15 protein-coding genes and 1 riboswitch are annotated in these 16,291 nt (G+C 62.2%); of the genes, 6 read left to right on the top strand and 9 right to left on the bottom strand.

Going from position 1 to position 16,291, the window contains the following annotated elements; translation table 11 throughout:
• Positions 1-42: 42 nt before the first annotated feature.
• The 4 genes from rhlE2 to ahcY form a co-directional block, all read right to left on the bottom strand.
• Entirely contained in the window at positions 43-1,875 is a 1,833-nt protein-coding gene (gene rhlE2 / locus N005_RS17780) for an RNA helicase RhlE2 (protein WP_047702414.1), read from the bottom strand.
• 258 nt (positions 1,876-2,133) lie between these two features.
• Positions 2,134-2,892 (bottom strand): substrate-binding periplasmic protein, encoded by a 759-nt coding sequence (locus N005_RS17775; RefSeq protein ID WP_047702413.1) that lies wholly within the window; start codon positions 2,890-2,892, stop codon positions 2,134-2,136.
• Positions 2,893-3,052: 160 nt separating this feature from the next.
• Entirely contained in the window at positions 3,053-3,898 is an 846-nt protein-coding gene (gene metF, locus N005_RS17770; protein ID WP_047702412.1) for a methylenetetrahydrofolate reductase [NAD(P)H], read from the bottom strand.
• A 186-nt stretch (positions 3,899-4,084) separates the two neighbouring features.
• Positions 4,085-5,494: an adenosylhomocysteinase gene (ahcY, locus tag N005_RS17765; RefSeq protein WP_024778853.1), complete on the bottom strand. Its 1,410-nt coding sequence runs from the start codon at positions 5,492-5,494 to the stop codon at positions 4,085-4,087.
• 23 nt (positions 5,495-5,517) lie between these two features.
• Positions 5,518-5,623, bottom strand: a riboswitch (S-adenosyl-L-homocysteine riboswitch).
• Between the two features lie 190 nt (positions 5,624-5,813).
• Here ahcY and N005_RS17760 point away from each other — a divergent pair.
• Positions 5,814-6,218: an acyl-CoA thioesterase gene (locus N005_RS17760; RefSeq protein WP_047702411.1), complete on the top strand. Its 405-nt coding sequence runs from the start codon at positions 5,814-5,816 to the stop codon at positions 6,216-6,218.
• A gap of 179 nt (positions 6,219-6,397) precedes the next feature.
• Positions 6,398-7,279, top strand: a complete 882-nt coding sequence (locus tag N005_RS17755; RefSeq protein ID WP_047702410.1) for a formate/nitrite transporter family protein — start codon at positions 6,398-6,400, stop codon at positions 7,277-7,279.
• Here N005_RS17755 and N005_RS17750 read toward each other — a convergent pair.
• On the bottom strand, positions 7,230-8,399 hold the full coding sequence (locus tag N005_RS17750; protein WP_047702409.1) for an MFS transporter: 1,170 nt from the start codon (positions 8,397-8,399) through the stop codon (positions 7,230-7,232). The genes N005_RS17755 and N005_RS17750 overlap by 50 nt on opposite strands.
• 206 nt (positions 8,400-8,605) lie before the next feature.
• On the opposite strand from N005_RS17750, the gene N005_RS17745 reads away from it, so the two are divergent.
• Both N005_RS17745 and N005_RS17740 read left to right on the top strand, forming a co-directional pair.
• Positions 8,606-9,439 carry an EamA family transporter gene (locus N005_RS17745; RefSeq protein WP_047702408.1) on the top strand — a complete coding sequence of 278 codons (834 nt, stop codon included), beginning with the start codon at positions 8,606-8,608 and terminating at the stop codon, positions 9,437-9,439.
• Positions 9,440-9,492: 53 nt separating this feature from the next.
• Complete coding sequence (locus N005_RS17740; protein ID WP_047702407.1) at positions 9,493-9,876, top strand: MAPEG family protein; 384 nt, start codon at positions 9,493-9,495, stop codon at positions 9,874-9,876.
• Between the two features lie 151 nt (positions 9,877-10,027).
• Here N005_RS17740 and mltA read toward each other — a convergent pair whose 3' ends face one another.
• Complete coding sequence (mltA, locus tag N005_RS17735; RefSeq protein WP_047702406.1) at positions 10,028-11,215, bottom strand: murein transglycosylase A; 1,188 nt, start codon at positions 11,213-11,215, stop codon at positions 10,028-10,030.
• A gap of 125 nt (positions 11,216-11,340) precedes the next feature.
• On the opposite strand from mltA, the gene N005_RS17730 reads away from it, so the two are divergent.
• Positions 11,341-11,790: a c-type cytochrome gene (locus N005_RS17730; RefSeq protein WP_047702405.1), complete on the top strand. Its 450-nt coding sequence runs from the start codon at positions 11,341-11,343 to the stop codon at positions 11,788-11,790.
• Positions 11,791-11,881: 91 nt separating this feature from the next.
• On the opposite strand, the gene N005_RS17725 is transcribed toward N005_RS17730, so the two are convergent.
• Positions 11,882-12,277, bottom strand: coding sequence for a DUF1090 domain-containing protein (locus N005_RS17725; RefSeq protein ID WP_047702404.1), 396 nt, complete (start codon positions 12,275-12,277; stop codon positions 11,882-11,884).
• 89 nt (positions 12,278-12,366) lie between these two features.
• The gene (ligB, locus tag N005_RS17720; RefSeq protein ID WP_047702403.1) at positions 12,367-14,040 is read right to left on the bottom strand and encodes an NAD-dependent DNA ligase LigB; all 1,674 of its coding nucleotides are present in this window, start codon (positions 14,038-14,040) and stop codon (positions 12,367-12,369) included.
• A gap of 207 nt (positions 14,041-14,247) precedes the next feature.
• Between ligB and N005_RS17715 the strand changes: the two genes are divergently transcribed.
• A complete protein-coding gene (locus tag N005_RS17715) occupies positions 14,248-14,868 on the top strand; it encodes a LysE family translocator (protein WP_047702402.1) in 621 nt (206 codons plus the stop codon).
• Positions 14,869-15,092: 224 nt separating this feature from the next.
• Here the strand turns inward: N005_RS17715 and metK are convergent, their stop codons facing one another.
• Positions 15,093-16,283, bottom strand: a complete 1,191-nt coding sequence (metK, locus tag N005_RS17710) for a methionine adenosyltransferase (protein WP_047702401.1) — start codon at positions 16,281-16,283, stop codon at positions 15,093-15,095.
• Positions 16,284-16,291 lie beyond the last annotated feature (8 nt).

Here is a 16,291-nt window from a genome sequence, read left to right as displayed (position 1 = left end):
CTGATCGTGAGATCAGGGGCTTTTTCTACGGTCTGGAAAAACTCAGCGATTGCGAGTCAGCAACGCAGGTTTTTCACCCCGTGGACGGCTTGGCAGTTGGTCCAGCTGCTCGGGCGTCGGGAAACGATCGAGCTTGGACTCCTTGTGCATGATTTTCGGCTGGTTGCCGCGAGGGTTCTGCACCGCGGGTTCCTGGCGTGCCTGGTCATCGCGGGCCGGGCGCCGGCGGGCGTCTTCGCGGCGGGCCTGACCGTCGCGAGGACCGCCGTTGCGCGGGCCGTTGCGCTTGGCGGGCGGGGTGCCGGTGGACGAACCGTTGCTGTTGCGCGGACCGTTCTGGCGACCCTGTGGCTGGCCGCCGCGTGGAGCACCTGCGCCAGCACCCTGTCCCGGAGCACCCGGACGGCGACCACGACCCTGAGCCGGTTTCTGCTGCGGCACGTAGTCGACGCGGTTACCGAAGTTATCGATATCGTCGTCCAGGAATTCGTCCGGAGCGCGATCAGCCGCGGCACGAGGGGCTGGCGTGCTTTCGCGAGGCTTTTGCTCGCGCGCTGGGCGTTCACCGCGATTGCTGCCGGCCGGTTTTTCCTTGCCTTTGTCCTTGCCCTTGTCCTTACGGCCGCCACCGCCGCCATTCGGGCCGTCACCCCGTGGGCCGCGTGGATTGCGCGGATTGCGCACGTCCGGACGCTCGCGCACCTCAGGCTTCTCGGCCTCGATGGTGCTGGCATCGAAGCCCATCAGATCGCCATCGGGAATCTTCTGCCGGGTCATGCGCTCGATGCTCTTGAGCAGCTTTTCTTCGTCCGGTGCGACCAGCGAGATCGCTTCGCCCGAACGACCGGCCCGGCCGGTACGGCCGATACGGTGCACGTAGTCTTCATCGACGTTCGGCAGCTCGAAGTTGACCACGTGGGGCAGTTGGTCGATATCCAGGCCGCGGGCGGCGATGTCGGTGGCAACCAGGATCCGTACTTCGCCGGCCTTGAAATCGGCCAAGGCCTTGGTGCGGGCGTTCTGGCTCTTGTTGCCGTGGATCGCCACGGCGGGCAGGCCATGCTTGTCGAGGTATTCGGCCAGGCGGTTGGCGCCGTGCTTGGTGCGGGTGAACACCAGGACCTGTTCCCAGGCGCCGGTGGTGATCAGGTGCGCCAGCAGGCTGCGCTTATGGCTGGCCGGCAGGCGGAATACGCGCTGTTCGATGCGTTCGACCGTGGTGTTCGGCGGCGTGACTTCGATGCGTTCCGGGTTGTGCAGCAGCTTACCGGCCAGGTCGGTGATGTCTTTGGAGAACGTTGCCGAAAACAGCAGGTTCTGACGCTTGGCGGGCAGGCGGGCGAGGACTTTCTTCACGTCATGGACAAAGCCCATGTCGAGCATGCGGTCGGCTTCGTCCAGCACGAGGATTTCAACGTGGGACAGATCGACGCTGCCCTGGCCGGCCAGATCCAGCAGGCGGCCGGGGCAGGCCACCAGCACGTCGACGCCGCGCGCCATGGCCTGGACCTGGGGGTTCATGCCGACACCGCCGAAAATGCAGGCACTGACGAATTTCAGGTCGCGGGCGTAGACCTTGAAGCTCTCGTGGACCTGGGCTGCCAGTTCCCGGGTCGGGGTCAGGACCAGTACGCGCGGCTGCCGCGGGCCGTGACGCTGGGATTTGTCCGGGTGACCGTTGGGGAACAGCCGCTCCAGGATCGGGAGGGCGAAACCGCCGGTTTTACCAGTACCTGTCTGTGCGGCGACCATCAGATCGCGACCTTGCAACACGGCGGGAATGGCCCGCTGTTGCACCGGGGTAGGCTCGGTGTAGCCGGCGGCTTCGATGGCGCCGACTAAAGCCTCGGAGAGACCGAGGGAAGCAAAGGACATGAGTAATCCTGTTTTAGTGAGGGCCTGGCCCAATGGGATAATCTTGCCTGGCGCGAATGACGTTCAAAAAGACGTCATCCCGTCCGGTCCTGCCGGGTCTGGAAGACAGCTCCGGACAGGGCTCGCGCTGGCTGGAAGCTGCGCTGTAGCGGTGTCGGGATGCCTTTTGCAAGACCGGGCGTCCGGGCGTGAGCCTGGCGGGAAGGCGCGAGTATAACAGAGCAAACGCCGTGCGCCGCTTTCCTGCTGCTCAACGGTTTATTTCAACCTCCCATCGACGGGCGCGGCGCCGTAGCGTGCGCTCAGCTCGGCATAGGCCGGTTCGCGCTTGAAGCGCTTGAGTTCGGCGCTGAAGCGCTGCACCAGCAAGTCCATCCCGGCCTTGCGCCGCAGGGCCAGGTATTGGCTCTGACGGCTGACGACAGTAGGGTTTTCGCTGATCTGATCGCCCAGTTGCATCTGCTTGAGCAGATGCCGGCCCACCCGGCGATCGGTGATGAGCAGATCGATACGGCCCAGCTGCAACTTGCCGAAGTTGGCTTCATGGGTGGGTGCCGCTTCACGCTTGAACAGGCTCGACTCGCGAAACGCCTGGTTATAGAGATAACCGGGCGATGTGCCGACGGTCAGGCCGCTCAGGTCCGCGAGCGTGCGAAATGGATGGGGCCTGGCGTTGGCATGGAACATCACGAACTCCACCTCCGACAATGGCTCGCTGGGGTAGAGCAGCATGGAGTCGCGTTCGTCGCTATGGAAAATGTCCAGTGCCCCATCCGCCAGCCCTTGCTCCAGCATCGCCAGGCAACGTTTCCATGGCAGTAGCTGCCATTCGACATCAATGCCCAGGCGCTTGAACACGATGGCCGTGGTTTCGTAGTCCAGCCCGAGGATCTTGCCGTTCTCCTCGAAGACGTAGGGCGCCCAGGGTTCGGTGACGATACGCAACTTTTCGGCCCGGGCGGCGAGGCTCAGGCACAGGAGAAGAAGGGCGGTCAGTAATTGGGCGATGACGGGCATGGCCTGAGGTTACGACGACTACGGATCAAATAGCCAGAGCGCTCTAGCACAAGGTTTGTTTGCCCTCGCTTGTGCGGGAGGCCAGCAGGCTGGTCGATGGGTGCCGGCGATCATCGGACAATAAAAAGGCCTTGGTTTTGCCAAGGCCTTTTTTGTATCGCTAGCGCGGCAGTTGGAGATTATTCCATACCGCCAGACTGGGTTCGGCTTGGTTCAGGGTATAGAAGTGCAGTCCTGGTGCCCCGCCCTGCAGCAAGCGCTCACACATTTGTGTGACCACGTCCTCGCCGAAACGTTGGATGCTGGACGTGTCGTCGCCGTAGGCCTCCAGCTGTTTGCGGATCCACCGGGGTATTTCCGCACCGCAGGCGTCGGAGAAACGCGCCAGCTTGCTGTAGTTGGTGATCGGCATGATTCCCGGCACGACAGGAATGTCCACACCCATCTTGCGCACGCGTTCGACGAAGTAGAAATAACTGTCGGCGTTGAAGAAGTACTGGGTGATCGCACTGTTGGCGCCGGAGTTGGCCTTGTTGACGAAATTGCGCAGATCGTCTTCGAAGTTACGCGCCTGGGGGTGCATTTCCGGATAAGCGGCGACTTCGATGTGAAAGTGCTCGCCGGTTTCTTCACGAATGAAGCTCACCAAGTCGTTGGCGTGGCGCAACTCGCCGCTGGCCATGCCCATGCCCGAGGGCAGGTCACCGCGCAGGGCAACGATACGCTGGATGCCCGCGGCCTTATACCGGGCCAGCAGGGTACGCAAGTCGTCCTTGCTGTCGCCTACGCAGGACAGGTGCGGGGCGGCCGGGATTTTGACTTCGCTTTCCAGCTGCAAAACGGTGTTCAGCGTACGGTCACGGGTCGAACCGCCGGCGCCATAGGTGCAGGAAAAGAAGTCAGGGTTATGGCTCGCCAACTGGCGGGCAGTGGCAATCAGTTTTTCATGTCCAGCATCGGTCTTCGTCGGGAAGAACTCGAAGCTGTAGCGACGGTCTTGGGACATGGTCGGAGCTCCCAGCTTCAAGCTGCAAGCTGCAAGCTAGAAAAGGGCGCTGTGCCGAATTCTTGTGCTTTAAGCTTGCAGCTCGCGGCTGCGTAATAGCGATGAAGAAGTAAGCCCCAAGCTTCAACCCGCAAGTAAATAAACTGCTTTTACTTGCAGCTTGAAGCTCAAAGCTTGCGGCTGCTGTCAGTACCGGTAAGCGTGCGGCTTGAACGGGCCTTCGACGGTCACGCCGATGTAGTCAGCCTGTTGCTTGGTCAGCTTGGTGACCACGCCGCCGAAACCGCGGACCATTTCCAGGGCCACTTCTTCGTCGAGTTTCTTCGGCAGTACTTCCACGGTCAGGCGCTCGGCTTTCTGGGCCGGCGACAGATCGGCGTACTTCTGGCCGAACAGGAAGATCTGGGCCAGGACCTGGTTGGCGAACGAACCGTCCATGATCCGGCTTGGGTGACCGGTGGCGTTGCCCAGGTTAACCAGGCGGCCTTCGGCCAGCAGGATCAGGTAGTCGTCGTTCTGCGGGTCGAAGCTGCCGGTGCCGGTGCGGTGAACCTTGTGAACCTGCGGCTTCACTTCTTCCCATGCCCAGTTCTTGCGCATGAAAGCGGTGTCGATTTCATTGTCGAAGTGACCGATGTTGCACACCACGGCGCGCTTCTTCAGGGCCTTGAGCATGTTCGCGTCGCAGACATTGACGTTGCCGGTGGTGGTCACGATCAGGTCGATCTTGCCCAGCAAGGCCTTGTCGATGCTGGCTTCGGTGCCGTCGTTGATCCCGTCGATGAACGGCGAGACCAGTTCGAAACCGTCCATGCAGGCTTGCATGGCGCAGATCGGGTCGACTTCGGACACCTTGACGATCATGCCTTCCTGGCGCAGGGACTGGGCCGAGCCCTTGCCCACGTCACCGTAGCCGATCACCAGCGCCTGCTTGCCCGACAACAGGTGGTCGGTACCACGCTTGATGGCGTCGTTGAGGCTGTGACGGCAGCCGTACTTGTTGTCGTTCTTGCTCTTGGTCACCGAGTCGTTGACGTTGATGGCCGGGATCTTCAGTTCGCCCTTGGCCAGCATGTCCAGCAGGCGGTGCACGCCGGTGGTGGTTTCTTCGGTCACGCCGTGAACCTTGTCCAGGACGGCCGGGTATTTCTTGTGCAGCAATTCGGTCAGGTCGCCGCCGTCGTCGAGGATCATGTTGGTGTCCCACGGCTGACCATCCTTGAGGATGGTCTGCTCCAGGCACCACTCGTATTCCTGCTCGGTCTCGCCTTTCCAGGCGAACACCGGGATACCGGCAGCGGCAATGGCGGCAGCGGCCTGGTCCTGGGTCGAGAAGATGTTGCAGGACGACCAGCGCACTTCGGCACCCAGGGCGACCAGGGTTTCGATCAGTACGGCGGTCTGGATGGTCATGTGGATGCAGCCGAGGATCTTCGCGCCCTTGAGCGGTTGTTCACCGGCGTACTTGCGACGCAGACCCATCAGGGCCGGCATTTCGGATTCGGCGATGATGATCTCGCGGCGGCCCCAGGCGGCCAGGGACATATCGGCGACTTTGTAATCGGTAAAATCTGCAGGCGTGATAACAGCGCTCATGAAGAGCCTCCATTCGTAATGTATGCGAATGGGCGCCGTTGTGCGTTTAGTGTCCGTGCGGGAGTACCGAGCGAACAACGCCCCATCCGAGCCTGACAGGTCTTGCCTGCTGCAGCGCCCCTCGGACAGGTGGCGGGAACGGTCCAAAGCGTGGACCGGTTGAAGCGAGGGCGATTATAGCGGGCTAATCGGATCTTCCAAAGGGTTTCTGTCGGCAAATCAAAAATGCCGATGACCGTTATTGAACCGGCGACGTAGAGCCTGCCTGCCCGGTCTGCCATGATGCAGCCATCCATCGGCAAGACGCTCAGGAGTGATCATGAATTTCCACACCCGCAAATGGGTCAAGCCCGAAGACCTCAACCCCAACGGCACGCTGTTCGGTGGCAGCCTGCTGCGCTGGATCGACGAGGAAGCGGCGATCTACGCCATTGTCCAATTGGGCAACCAGCGCGTGGTGACCAAATACATCTCGGAAATCAACTTCGTCAGCGCCTCGCGCCAGGGCGACATCATCGAACTGGGGATTACCGCCACTGAATTTGGCCGCACTTCCATCACCCTGACCTGTGAAGTGCGCAACAAGATCACCCGCAAGAGCATCCTGACCGTGGAAAAAATGGTCTTCGTCAATCTTGGCGAGGACGGTCTGCCCGCGCCCCATGGGCGGACCGAGATCAAGTACGTCAAGGATCAGTTCAAGGATGACATCGCCAACGAGTGAGATGGGCGATGCACCCATCGCGAGCAGGCTCGCTCCCACAGAAGTCCTCATTTCCCCTGTGGGAACGAGCCTGCTCGCGATAGCGGTCTGCAAACATTGAAAATCAAGCTTGAGTCACCACTGAACAGCTCCGCACGCCACGTGTCGTAGATTCATCACGCCACCGGTTCAGGAGCGCTATGGACACCCACGACGACGGCAAGACCCCTGACCTTTCCGCCCAGGAAAAACACGAAGTCGACCGTAACCAGCCGCCGCGGGCCGCGGTGCTGCATGAAATCATCCGCACCCAGGGCAATCAGGAGCTGGAGCGCAGTGTCGCCGCGCTCTGGTGGTCGGCCCTGGCGGCCGGGTTGACCATGGGCTTGTCGCTGATGGCAATGGGGCTGCTCAATTCCCGATTGCCGGAGGGAGAGGCCTTCAAGGTGATTGCCAGTTTCGGCTACTGCGCCGGTTTTCTCGCAGTGATCCTGGCCCGCCAGCAGTTGTTCACCGAAAACACCCTGACCGCCGTGCTGCCGATCATGAGCAAACCCACCCTAAGCAATTTCGGTAGGCTGTTGCGGCTATGGGGCATCGTGTTGGTGGGCAACCTGTGCGGCACCTTGCTGGTGGCCTACGTGATGCTGCATCTGCCGATTTTCGACCGGCGCACCGACCTGGCTTTCCTTGAGATCGGTCGCAAGGTCATGGAAAACGACACCCGTCAGATGTTCGCCAAGGGCATCATTTCCGGCTGGATGATTGCCACCATGGTCTGGATGATCCCCTCCATGGAAAGTGCCAAGATGTGGATCATTATCCTCATCACTTACCTGATGGCGCTTGGCGACTTTACCCATATTGTCGTCGGCTCCGCCGAAGTGTCGTATCTGGTATTCGCCGGACAGTTGTCATGGGAAGACTTCTGGCTGGTGTTCGCCGCGCCGACCCTAGCGGGAAACATCATCGGTGGCAGCTTCATCTTTGCGCTGCTCAGCCACGCGCAAGTGCGCAGCGAGAGCGGCACGCCTAATCGGCCACCCCCACCGGAGCGCCCAGGCGACGTTGGTGACGAATGAAGTACAGGGCCGTCAGCACGGTCAATCCGGCGACCAGGGCCCCGGTCCAGGGCAGCTCGGCCAGGTCGACCCCGCTGCCGACCACCAGCCCGCCGATCCAGGCGCCAGCCGCATTGCCCAGGTTGAAGGCACTCTGGTTCAGCGTCGAGCCCAGGTTCGGCGCTTCATGAGCCTGGTCGATGATCAGCAACTGCAGGATCGGGCACAGGGCGAAGGCGAAGATCCCCCACAGCACCAACGTGATGGCTGCCGGTATCACCGAGCGGCTGGTCTGGCTGAACGCGGCCAGCACCAGCACCACGGCCAGGGCCATGCCCACCAGTGACGGCAGCAGGCGCCGGTCCGCCAGGCGCCCGCCAAGGAAACTGCCCGCCGTCAGGCCGACCCCGAACAACAGCAACATGAGGGTGATGCCGTGGGGGCTGACCCCCGTGATGTCCTGGAGAATCGGTGCGATGTAGGTGAATACGCTGAAGAGGCTGGTAGACGCCAATACGCTCATACCCAGGGCCAGCAGCACGCTGGTCTTGCCCAGCACCTTGAACTCGCTGGCCAGGTTGGCCTTCTCCATGGGGATTTCCCTGGGCAGCCACAGCCATTGGGCGATGGCGGCGATGACGCCGATCACCGACACCGCCCAGAAGGTCGAACGCCAGCCGGCGTATTGCCCCAGCGCGGTGCCCAGCGGGACGCCAAGAACGTTGGCCAGGGTCAGGCCGGTGAACATCATGGCGATGGCCTGGGCGCGTTTGTTCGGCGCCACCAGCCCAGCCGCCACCACGGAACCGATGCCGAAAAATGCACCATGGCATAGCGCGGTGATGACGCGGGCGGCCATCAGCGTCGCGTAGTTCGGTGCCAGGGCGCAGAGCATGTTGCCCAGGATGAACATCAGCGTCATGCCCAGCAATGTCGCCTTGCGCGGCATGTTGGCGGTGCCGACCGCCAGGATCGGCGCGCCGAACACCACGCCCAGGGCATAGCCGGTAATCAACAGGCCGGCCTGGGGAATACTCACCGCCAGGTCGCGGGCGACATCGGGCAGCAAACCCATGATGACGAATTCAGTGGTGCCGATGCCGAAAGCGGCAACGGCCAAGGCAAGCAAGGCGAGTGGCATGCGTGAGGTCTCTGTCTGTAGTCTTGACGCTCTGATCAGGCATACGCATGCCGTTACCCTGGCTCGAATGGAGGGGGCGGCGGCAGAATTATTGGAATTGGCTTATGCGCAACTGAGTGCGGCGTGGTCGTTTGCAGTATAAACAGCTGCGAACGGATCGCGAACCCATTCATTGCGCAGCTGCCCGGTGGGATAAGGAGTGTGCCTTGCTTGCAACGGCCTTGGTGCTGGTGGCTGCGCTGCTGCATGCCGCCTGGAATACGTTGATCAAATTCAGCGGCGAGCGTCTTCTGGTAGTGGCATGCATGGACAGCGTCGCGCTGCTGTTCGCTGTGTCGGCCCTGGGCTTCGTGGCGTTGCCACCGATGGACATCTGGCCGTGGATCCTGGCGTCGGCAGCCTTCGAGCTGTTGTATCGCTATCTGCTGATCCAGGCGTATCGGGTCGGAGACCTGGGGTTGGTCTATCCGTTGATGCGCGGCTTGTCACCGCTGGTGGTATTGGCCCTGACGCTGGTCTTTGCCGGCGAGGTACTGACGACCCAGCAGACCCTCGGCATTTTGCTGATCCCGTTCGGCATGCTGTGCCTGCTGTGGCAGGGTGGCGGCGGCGAGCGATTGCCTTGGTCGATGCTGCCGGTGGTGGTGCTGATCGGCTTGTGTATCGGTTGCTACACCTACATCGATGGCCAGGCCCTGCGGCGTTGGTCCCATCCGCTGGACTACCTGGTCTGGATCACCCTGTTCTGCGCCTGGCCATTCCCGCTGTTGGCCGTGGTGAGCAAGCGACCGGCCTTCGGGCGGTTCTGGCGTGAACAGTGGAGGCTCGGGTTGGCAGTCGGGCTCTGCGTCTTGTTCAGCTACGCTCTGGTGCTCTGGGCCATGCAACTGGGGTCGATCGCCGAAGCGGCGGCGCTGCGGGAGATCAGTGTGATCCTGGTGGTGCTGTTCGGCATGCGCTACCTGAAAGAACCTTTCGGTCGGCCGCGGCTCTTAGCCTGCGGGCTGGTGCTGATTGGCATGCTGGTGATGAAATTCTGAGCGACTCCCCGATTTTTCGATTCCCCCCTGAAACTCAAAGAAGGAACTGCGTCATGACGGTTGCCCTGTGGTGTATTTTGATCGCGATCATCCTGCCTTACCTGTGTATCGCCATCGCCAAGATCGGCGGAAGATACCGGTTGCAAGACAACCACGATCCTCGGGACTTCCTGGAGACCCTCGAGGGTTTTCCCCGGCGCGCCTATGCCGCGCAGCTCAACAGCTTTGAAATCGCCCCGGCATTCGCTGCCGCGGTGATCGTTGCGCACCTGGCCGGCAATGCCGAGCTGGTGACCATCAATGTGCTGGCGGTGTTGTTCATCACCAGCCGCCTGCTGTACATCATCTGCTACCTGGCGGACTGGGCGATTCTGCGTTCGCTGGTGTGGTTCGTGGGAGTGGGGCTGATCGTCAGTTTCTTCTGTGTTTCTGTCTGAGCCTGGCTATTGAATCCTGGGGCCGTGCTGGCCCCTTCGCGAGCAGGCTCGCTCCCACAGTGGATCTCCAGTGGACATCTATTTTGTGAGCACCGAAATCAATGTGGGAGCGAGCCTGCTCGCGAAGGCGTCGGCACAGGCAGAGCCCTGCTCAGGGATTCGCGGTGACGGCATTCGCCACCTGCGGCACTTGCGGCAACGCCATGCCCTTGGGCCACAGCATCCAGATCTGCCCCTGTTGCTTCATGTCGCCGGCCAATTGCCCCGCGGCTTCGCCGGTGCCCCAGAACAGGTCCGCCCGTACTTCGCCGGCAATGGCGCCGCCGGTGTCCTGGGCCGCTACCGGTCGGTTCAATGCGCTGCCATCAGGGCGGGTGGTGGAGAGCCATAACAGGCTGCCCAGCGGGATGACCTTGCGGTCCACCGCCACGCTATAGCCGGCGGTCAGCGGCACATTCAACGAGCCCCGTGGGCCTTCGTTGCTGTCGGGGTTGCGGTTGAAAAATACATAGCTGGGGTTGCTGCCCAGCAGTTCGGGAATCCGCGTCGGATGAGCCTTGGCCCAGGCACTGATGGTGCCCATGGTCACGTCTTCCTTCTTCAGCTCGCCCTGTTCGACCAGCCAGCGTCCGATTGGCCGGTAAGGGTGGCCGTTCTGGTCGGCATAGCCAATGCGCAACTGGCGACCGTCATCGAGCCTAATACGGCCCGAGCCCTGGATCTGCAGGAATTGCAGGTTCATCGGGTCCGTCAGCCAGGCGATCACGGGCGCCTTCACGCCGTTGGTCTCGATGGTGGCTGCGTCGTCGTAGGGCTTGAGTACCCGGCCTTCGAGGCGACCGCGCAGACGCTTGCCCTTGAGCTCGGGGTAGAGACTGTCCAGCGCCACGATGATCATGTCGTCCGGTACGCCGTACACCGGGATGTTGGCGCTGGCGGTCTGGGTGAGGCTGCCCGGGTAGACCGGCTCGTAATACCCGGTGATCAGGCCATTGGGGCTGTTGTCTCCCGAGCGCAAGCCGTAGACGTCCAGGTTCTGTTTCAGGAAATTGCGCACAGCGGGAGCGGACTGCGGCACATTGGCCGCCGCTGCACAGGTGGCTCCCCAGGTCGCGTCGGCCTTGAGCCGGGTGCAAGCGCTGCGCCAGGAGCCGAAACCGGCCAGCAGGTCTTCATCGGAGACCGCCGGCAGCGCTTCCCAGGGGGTGCTGACATAAGTGGCAAGGGCATGAGTCTGGGGCTCTTCGACCTTTTCACCGCGATTGCAGCCGGATAGCAGCGCGATCAGCGGTAGGGTCAATGCCAGGCCTTTGTGCCAGGTCTTGAAGCGGCTGTTCATGAAATTTTTCCTTGCAGTCGTTCGAACGCTGTCAGGCATTCGAACAACCCGTATTGTGAATAGGGCCATTGGTCTTTGCCGATGACCCGAGGATACTAACCGCCGTTTCCTGTTCCGAGGCCAAGATGTTTGTAAAACGATTTTCCATGGTCATGCTGGCCTGCCTGATGGTGTCCGCCTGCGGCGGTGTCGATCCCAACTCCCCACTGGGCCAGCGCAAGGCGATTTTCAAGCAAATGCTCAAGACCAACGAAGAGTTGGGCGGTATGTTGCGTGGTCGGATCCCGTTCGACGGTGCCCGCTTCGCCGAGGGTGCCGTGCAGCTTGACCAGCTGTCCCGCGAGCCGTGGAAACACTTCCCGCCAGTACGCGAGCAGGACCACACCAGCGCCCGGGATGAAGTCTGGCAGAAACAGGCGCGGTTCCAGGAACTGGCCCACAGTCTTGAAGCGGCCACCGGGGAGTTGGTGACGGCCAGCAAGGTCCAGCCCTACAGCGCCAGTTACCTGGGGCCGGCGGTGCAGAAGGTCGAGGATGCGTGCAGTGCCTGTCATAAGGAGTTTCGGGATCATTGAGGTGGGGCAGCTTCAAGTTACCAGCTACAAGCTGCAAGTGAAGGGCTCGCGATCCGCCGTTACTTGCAGCTTGTAGCTCGAAACTTGCCGCTTATTTATCCAATTCATCCACCGCTTCCTGCAGTTCCTTGCGGGAGGCTGCCAGCTTGTCCTTGCGCTTGTTGATCCGCTCGGGATCGCCTTTCTTCATGGCTTTTTCCAGGTCGGCCTGGCGGCGGCTGACTTCGTGCTTGGCGTCGAGCACCTTGGTTTCACGCTCCTTGCGCAGGGACGCGTCGGTGCAATGGGTGGTGACTTCATTCAGGGCGGTTTCCAGGCCGGCCTGCTGGTCTGCATTGCCGCGGGACCTGGCCAGTTCGATCTGGTTGATGATGCCCTGGCGCTTGGCTGCGCAACCGGTAAGCTCCGGGGTCTGCTCGTCCGCCATCGAGGGCGCGGCCAGGGTGGCGCATAGGACCAGCAAGGCAAAGGGGGGCAGGAAATTCATAGCAACTCCGTAAAAACTCGCGAGCGGTCGGTCCAGATGCGCTGTTGGAACGCAGGTTCGCCCCTTGGGTTCAACTGCGCGGGACAATGTCAGAAACCTTCGACCCCGGCAGCCCGTAATACTTCACTCAACGCCAGCACGTGCGGGTCGCGGAAGAAAGCGCTCAGTTGCGCGGCGCGTCCTGGCCCGATGCCGACTTCAGCTTGCCATTGTTCGGTAGTCCGTTCGGCCAGTACCGCCCACGGCCCATCCAGCCTGGCCGCTCCGGCGGGCGGTAAGCCAAGGGCCTTGAGCCATTGACCGAACGGGCGTCGTCGGGCGCCATGGAAACTGACGAGCAGGCGGGCGCTGCTGCGTTCGCCGAAGCCGGTCATGTTAGCAAGCTCGGCGGCATCGAGGGTCATCCAATCCAGCAATCCGTCGAGTCGGCCCGCTGCCAGGAGTTTTTCCCAGGTTCCGAGGCCCACATGGGGCAGGGCGAGGCCGTGCTTGCCGCTGAGCCAGCTCAAGCGCGCCAGGAATTGACTTTCACAGCCGGGCGTCGGTTGCCAGCAACTCAGCGGGTGATAGTCCGCCGCCACAGGGACCGTGATGTCCGGCCGTTCGACGCCGCGCAACACAACGCCATCGAGTCGCGGGATGGTCAGCCCGGCCAGGCTGATGGCTACCCGGTCTCCGGGACGGATGTCCAGGTCCTCCCAGCGCTTGAGGGAGTTGACGCTTACCCGGCGGATCTGCCGGTCGTCGAGCATGACAGGTTCGAGTTCCAGCAGCGGAGTGATGCGCCCGGTGCGCCCGACCTTGAAGTGCACCTTGCGCACTTCGGCCAGTGCCTGGGCGTAGGGGTATTTCCAGGCCACGCCCCAGAACGGCGCCTTGGCCTGCCAGCGCTCGGCAGGCGGTCGGCGGCTCTGGCGCAGGACGATCCCGTCGCTGGCGAATGGCAGCGCCGTGCGATACCAGTGATCGCGCCAGCGTTCGGCGTCGGTCGCGGCCTGGACGGGTTGGCTGTAGCCGCTGGTGTCGGTGAAGCCCAGGGCATTCAATGCGGCCTCCCGTTCGGGGAGGGTGGCGGGCCCTTCGGGCCAGTCCCAGGGGAACAGGCCGATACCCGAGGCTTCATCAGTCGTCAGGTCCTTGCGGGCCATCAAACCCGCCACGGTTGAGCGGGCATTGAGACTGCCATCCCTGGCCTGCACATGCTTGTCCAGTCGCCAGTACAACTCTCCCTGAACGAGCAGGTCCAAAGGCCGGTGCAGGCGTTGGGGAATGGCGCCGATCTTGCGCGCCGTCGGCGTCCAGTCATGGCCTTGAATGCCATCGCCGCGGCTGATCGCCTGATGCAGGCGACCTTCGCGATAGATCAGGGTGACTGCTACACCGTCGACTTTCGGCTGGGCCCAGATGTCTTCCCGATTTTGCAGCCAGGCCCGCACGGCGTCGGCATCCTTCAGTTTGTCCAGGCCCGTATGAGGGATCGGATGGCGCACTTTGCCGGCCGCCGAGCGCAGCGGGTCAGCGGTTACCGCAAGATCGAAACAGTTGCGCCATTGGTCCAGCTGCCTACGGGATTGATCGTAAAGCTCGTCGGCGACCAACGAACGGCCGAGGCGGTGATAGCTGTCGTCCCAGGCGTCGATTTGCCCTTGCAGGCCCGCGACCTCCGCCCGGGCTCGTTCGTCAGGCCAGTCGGGGCAAGGGCCGGCGATGACGGGAATGGGGATGAGTATTAAAACGGCGAGGGCACACAATAGCGGCAGCATCGAAGCATCCTTGCTGGGTGGTGTGCCTGAAGGCTAGCCACTGACACGGAGGAGGCGAGGGTCGGATGGTTACCGGATTTTGCCGAGCCTGATGGCACTGCTATGGCGGTACAGTGGGGCGCGATTTGATCGTGCAACTGTCTCTTGAACCCATCGCTGGCCGGCGCAGAATGGATCCCCCGATCCACGCTGCCAGGAGTGCACCCGATGGACCTGACGACACTCGCTGTTTTCATTCCGGCCTGTTTCGCCCTGAACATGGCGCCAGGTCCCAATAACCTGTTGTCCATCAGCAACGCCTCGCGTTATGGCTTCGTCCGGGCGTGCAGCGGCGGTATTGGCCGGCTGCTGGCGTTCGCCATCATGATTGCCCTGGCAGCGGTGGGACTGACCGCCGTGCTGCATACCTCGGAGTTGTTGTTCCTGGGGATCAAACTCTTGGGGGCCGGGTATCTGTTCTACCTCGCCGTGCAACTGTGGCGGGCCCGACCCGAGGCCGGTAGCGAAGCTGCGATGGGTTCGAAGGGCATGGGGCAACTGGCGCGCCAGGAGTTCCTGGTCGCAATCGGCAATCCCAAGGCGATCCTGTTGTTTACCGCGTTTCTGCCGCAATTCGTTGACCGCTCGGGTACCGTCACCCAGCAGTTCGCCGTGCTGGGCGGGTTGTTCCTGGCGTTGGAGTGCATTGCCATCGGGTTGTATTGCTACATGGGCATCTATGCGCGGAAGTTGTTTGCCCGACCCAGCGGCAAGCGTCTGTTCAACCGGATGTGTGCGGGACTGTTGGCGAGCGCGGCTTCGTTCCTGCTGGTGGCGCGGCGTTCCTGAAGGTCTGCTGGCTTTTGTGGCGAGGGGATTTATCCCCGCTGGGCTGCGCAGCAGCCCTAAAGTCTGCCTGGAGGTATCAGGCCGTCCGTTCAACCATATGGGGCCGCTGCGCGGCCCGGCGGGGATAAATCCCCTCGCCACAAAACGCGGTGTGTCAGTTGATACCAAGCATGAAAAAGCCCCTGGCGACCAAGTCGCCAGGGGCTTTTTCATGACAGCAGGTATTACAGGCCGGCAGCGGCGCGCAGGGCGTCGGCGCGGTCGGTTTTTTCCCAGGTGAAGGTGGTGAACGTATCGCCACCGACAGTCTTGGTTTGCGGCGTGCGACCGAAGTGGCCGTAGGCTGCGGTTTCCTGGTACATCGGGTGCAGCAGGTCAAGCATGGTGGTGATGGCGTACGGACGCAGGTCGAACACTTCACGGACCAGTTTGATGATCTTGTCGTCGCCGATCTTGCCGGTGCCGAAGGTGTTCAAGGAGATCGACGTAGGCTGGGCAACGCCGATGGCGTAGGAAACCTGGATCTCGCAGCGCTCGGCCAGGCCGGCGGCGACGATGTTCTTGGCCACATAGCGACCGGCGTAGGCCGCCGAACGGTCAACCTTCGATGGATCCTTGCCGGAGAAGGCGCCACCGCCGTGACGGGCCATGCCGCCGTAGCTGTCGACGATGATCTTGCGACCGGTCAGGCCGCAGTCGCCTACCGGGCCACCGATGATGAAGTTGCCGGTCGGGTTGATGTGGAACTGGGTGTCCTTGTTCAACAGCTCGGCAGGCAGCACGTGCTTGACGATCAGCTCCATCACGCCTTCGCGCAGGTCTTTGTAGGAAACTTCAGGGTTGTGTTGGGTCGACAACACGATAGCGTCGATACCCACCACCTTGCCGTTTTCGTAGCGGCAGGTGACCTGGGACTTGGCATCCGGACGCAGCCACGGCAGCAGGCCGGACTTGCGGGCTTCGGCCTGGCGCTGCACCAGTTGGTGCGAGAAGGTGATCGGCGCTGGCATCAGCACGTCGGTTTCGTTGCTGGCATAGCCGAACATCAGGCCCTGGTCGCCGGCGCCCTGGTCTTCCGGCTTGCTGCGGTCAACGCCCTGGGCGATGTCCACCGATTGCTTGCCGATGATGTTCATCACGCCGCAGGTCGCGCCGTCGAAGCCGACGTCGGAGCTGTTGTAACCGATGCCCAGAATGACGTCGCGGACGATCTGTTCCAGGTCGACCCAGGCCGAGGTGGTGACTTCGCCGGCGATGATCGCCACGCCCGTTTTCACCAGAGTCTCGCACGCCACGCGGGCGAACTTGTCTTCAGCAATGATGGCGTCCAGCACCGCATCAGAAATCTGGTCGGCGATTTTGTCCGGATGCCCTTCAGACACGGACTCGGAGGTGAAAAGGGAGTATTCGCTCATCTCGATGT

The organism is Pseudomonas mediterranea CFBP 5447, assembly GCF_000774145.1.
GTDB classification, from domain to species: domain Bacteria; phylum Pseudomonadota; class Gammaproteobacteria; order Pseudomonadales; family Pseudomonadaceae; genus Aquipseudomonas; species Aquipseudomonas mediterranea.
The sequence above is the reverse complement of the archived record's forward strand: the minus strand, read 5'-3'. Positions and strand labels throughout refer to the sequence as shown.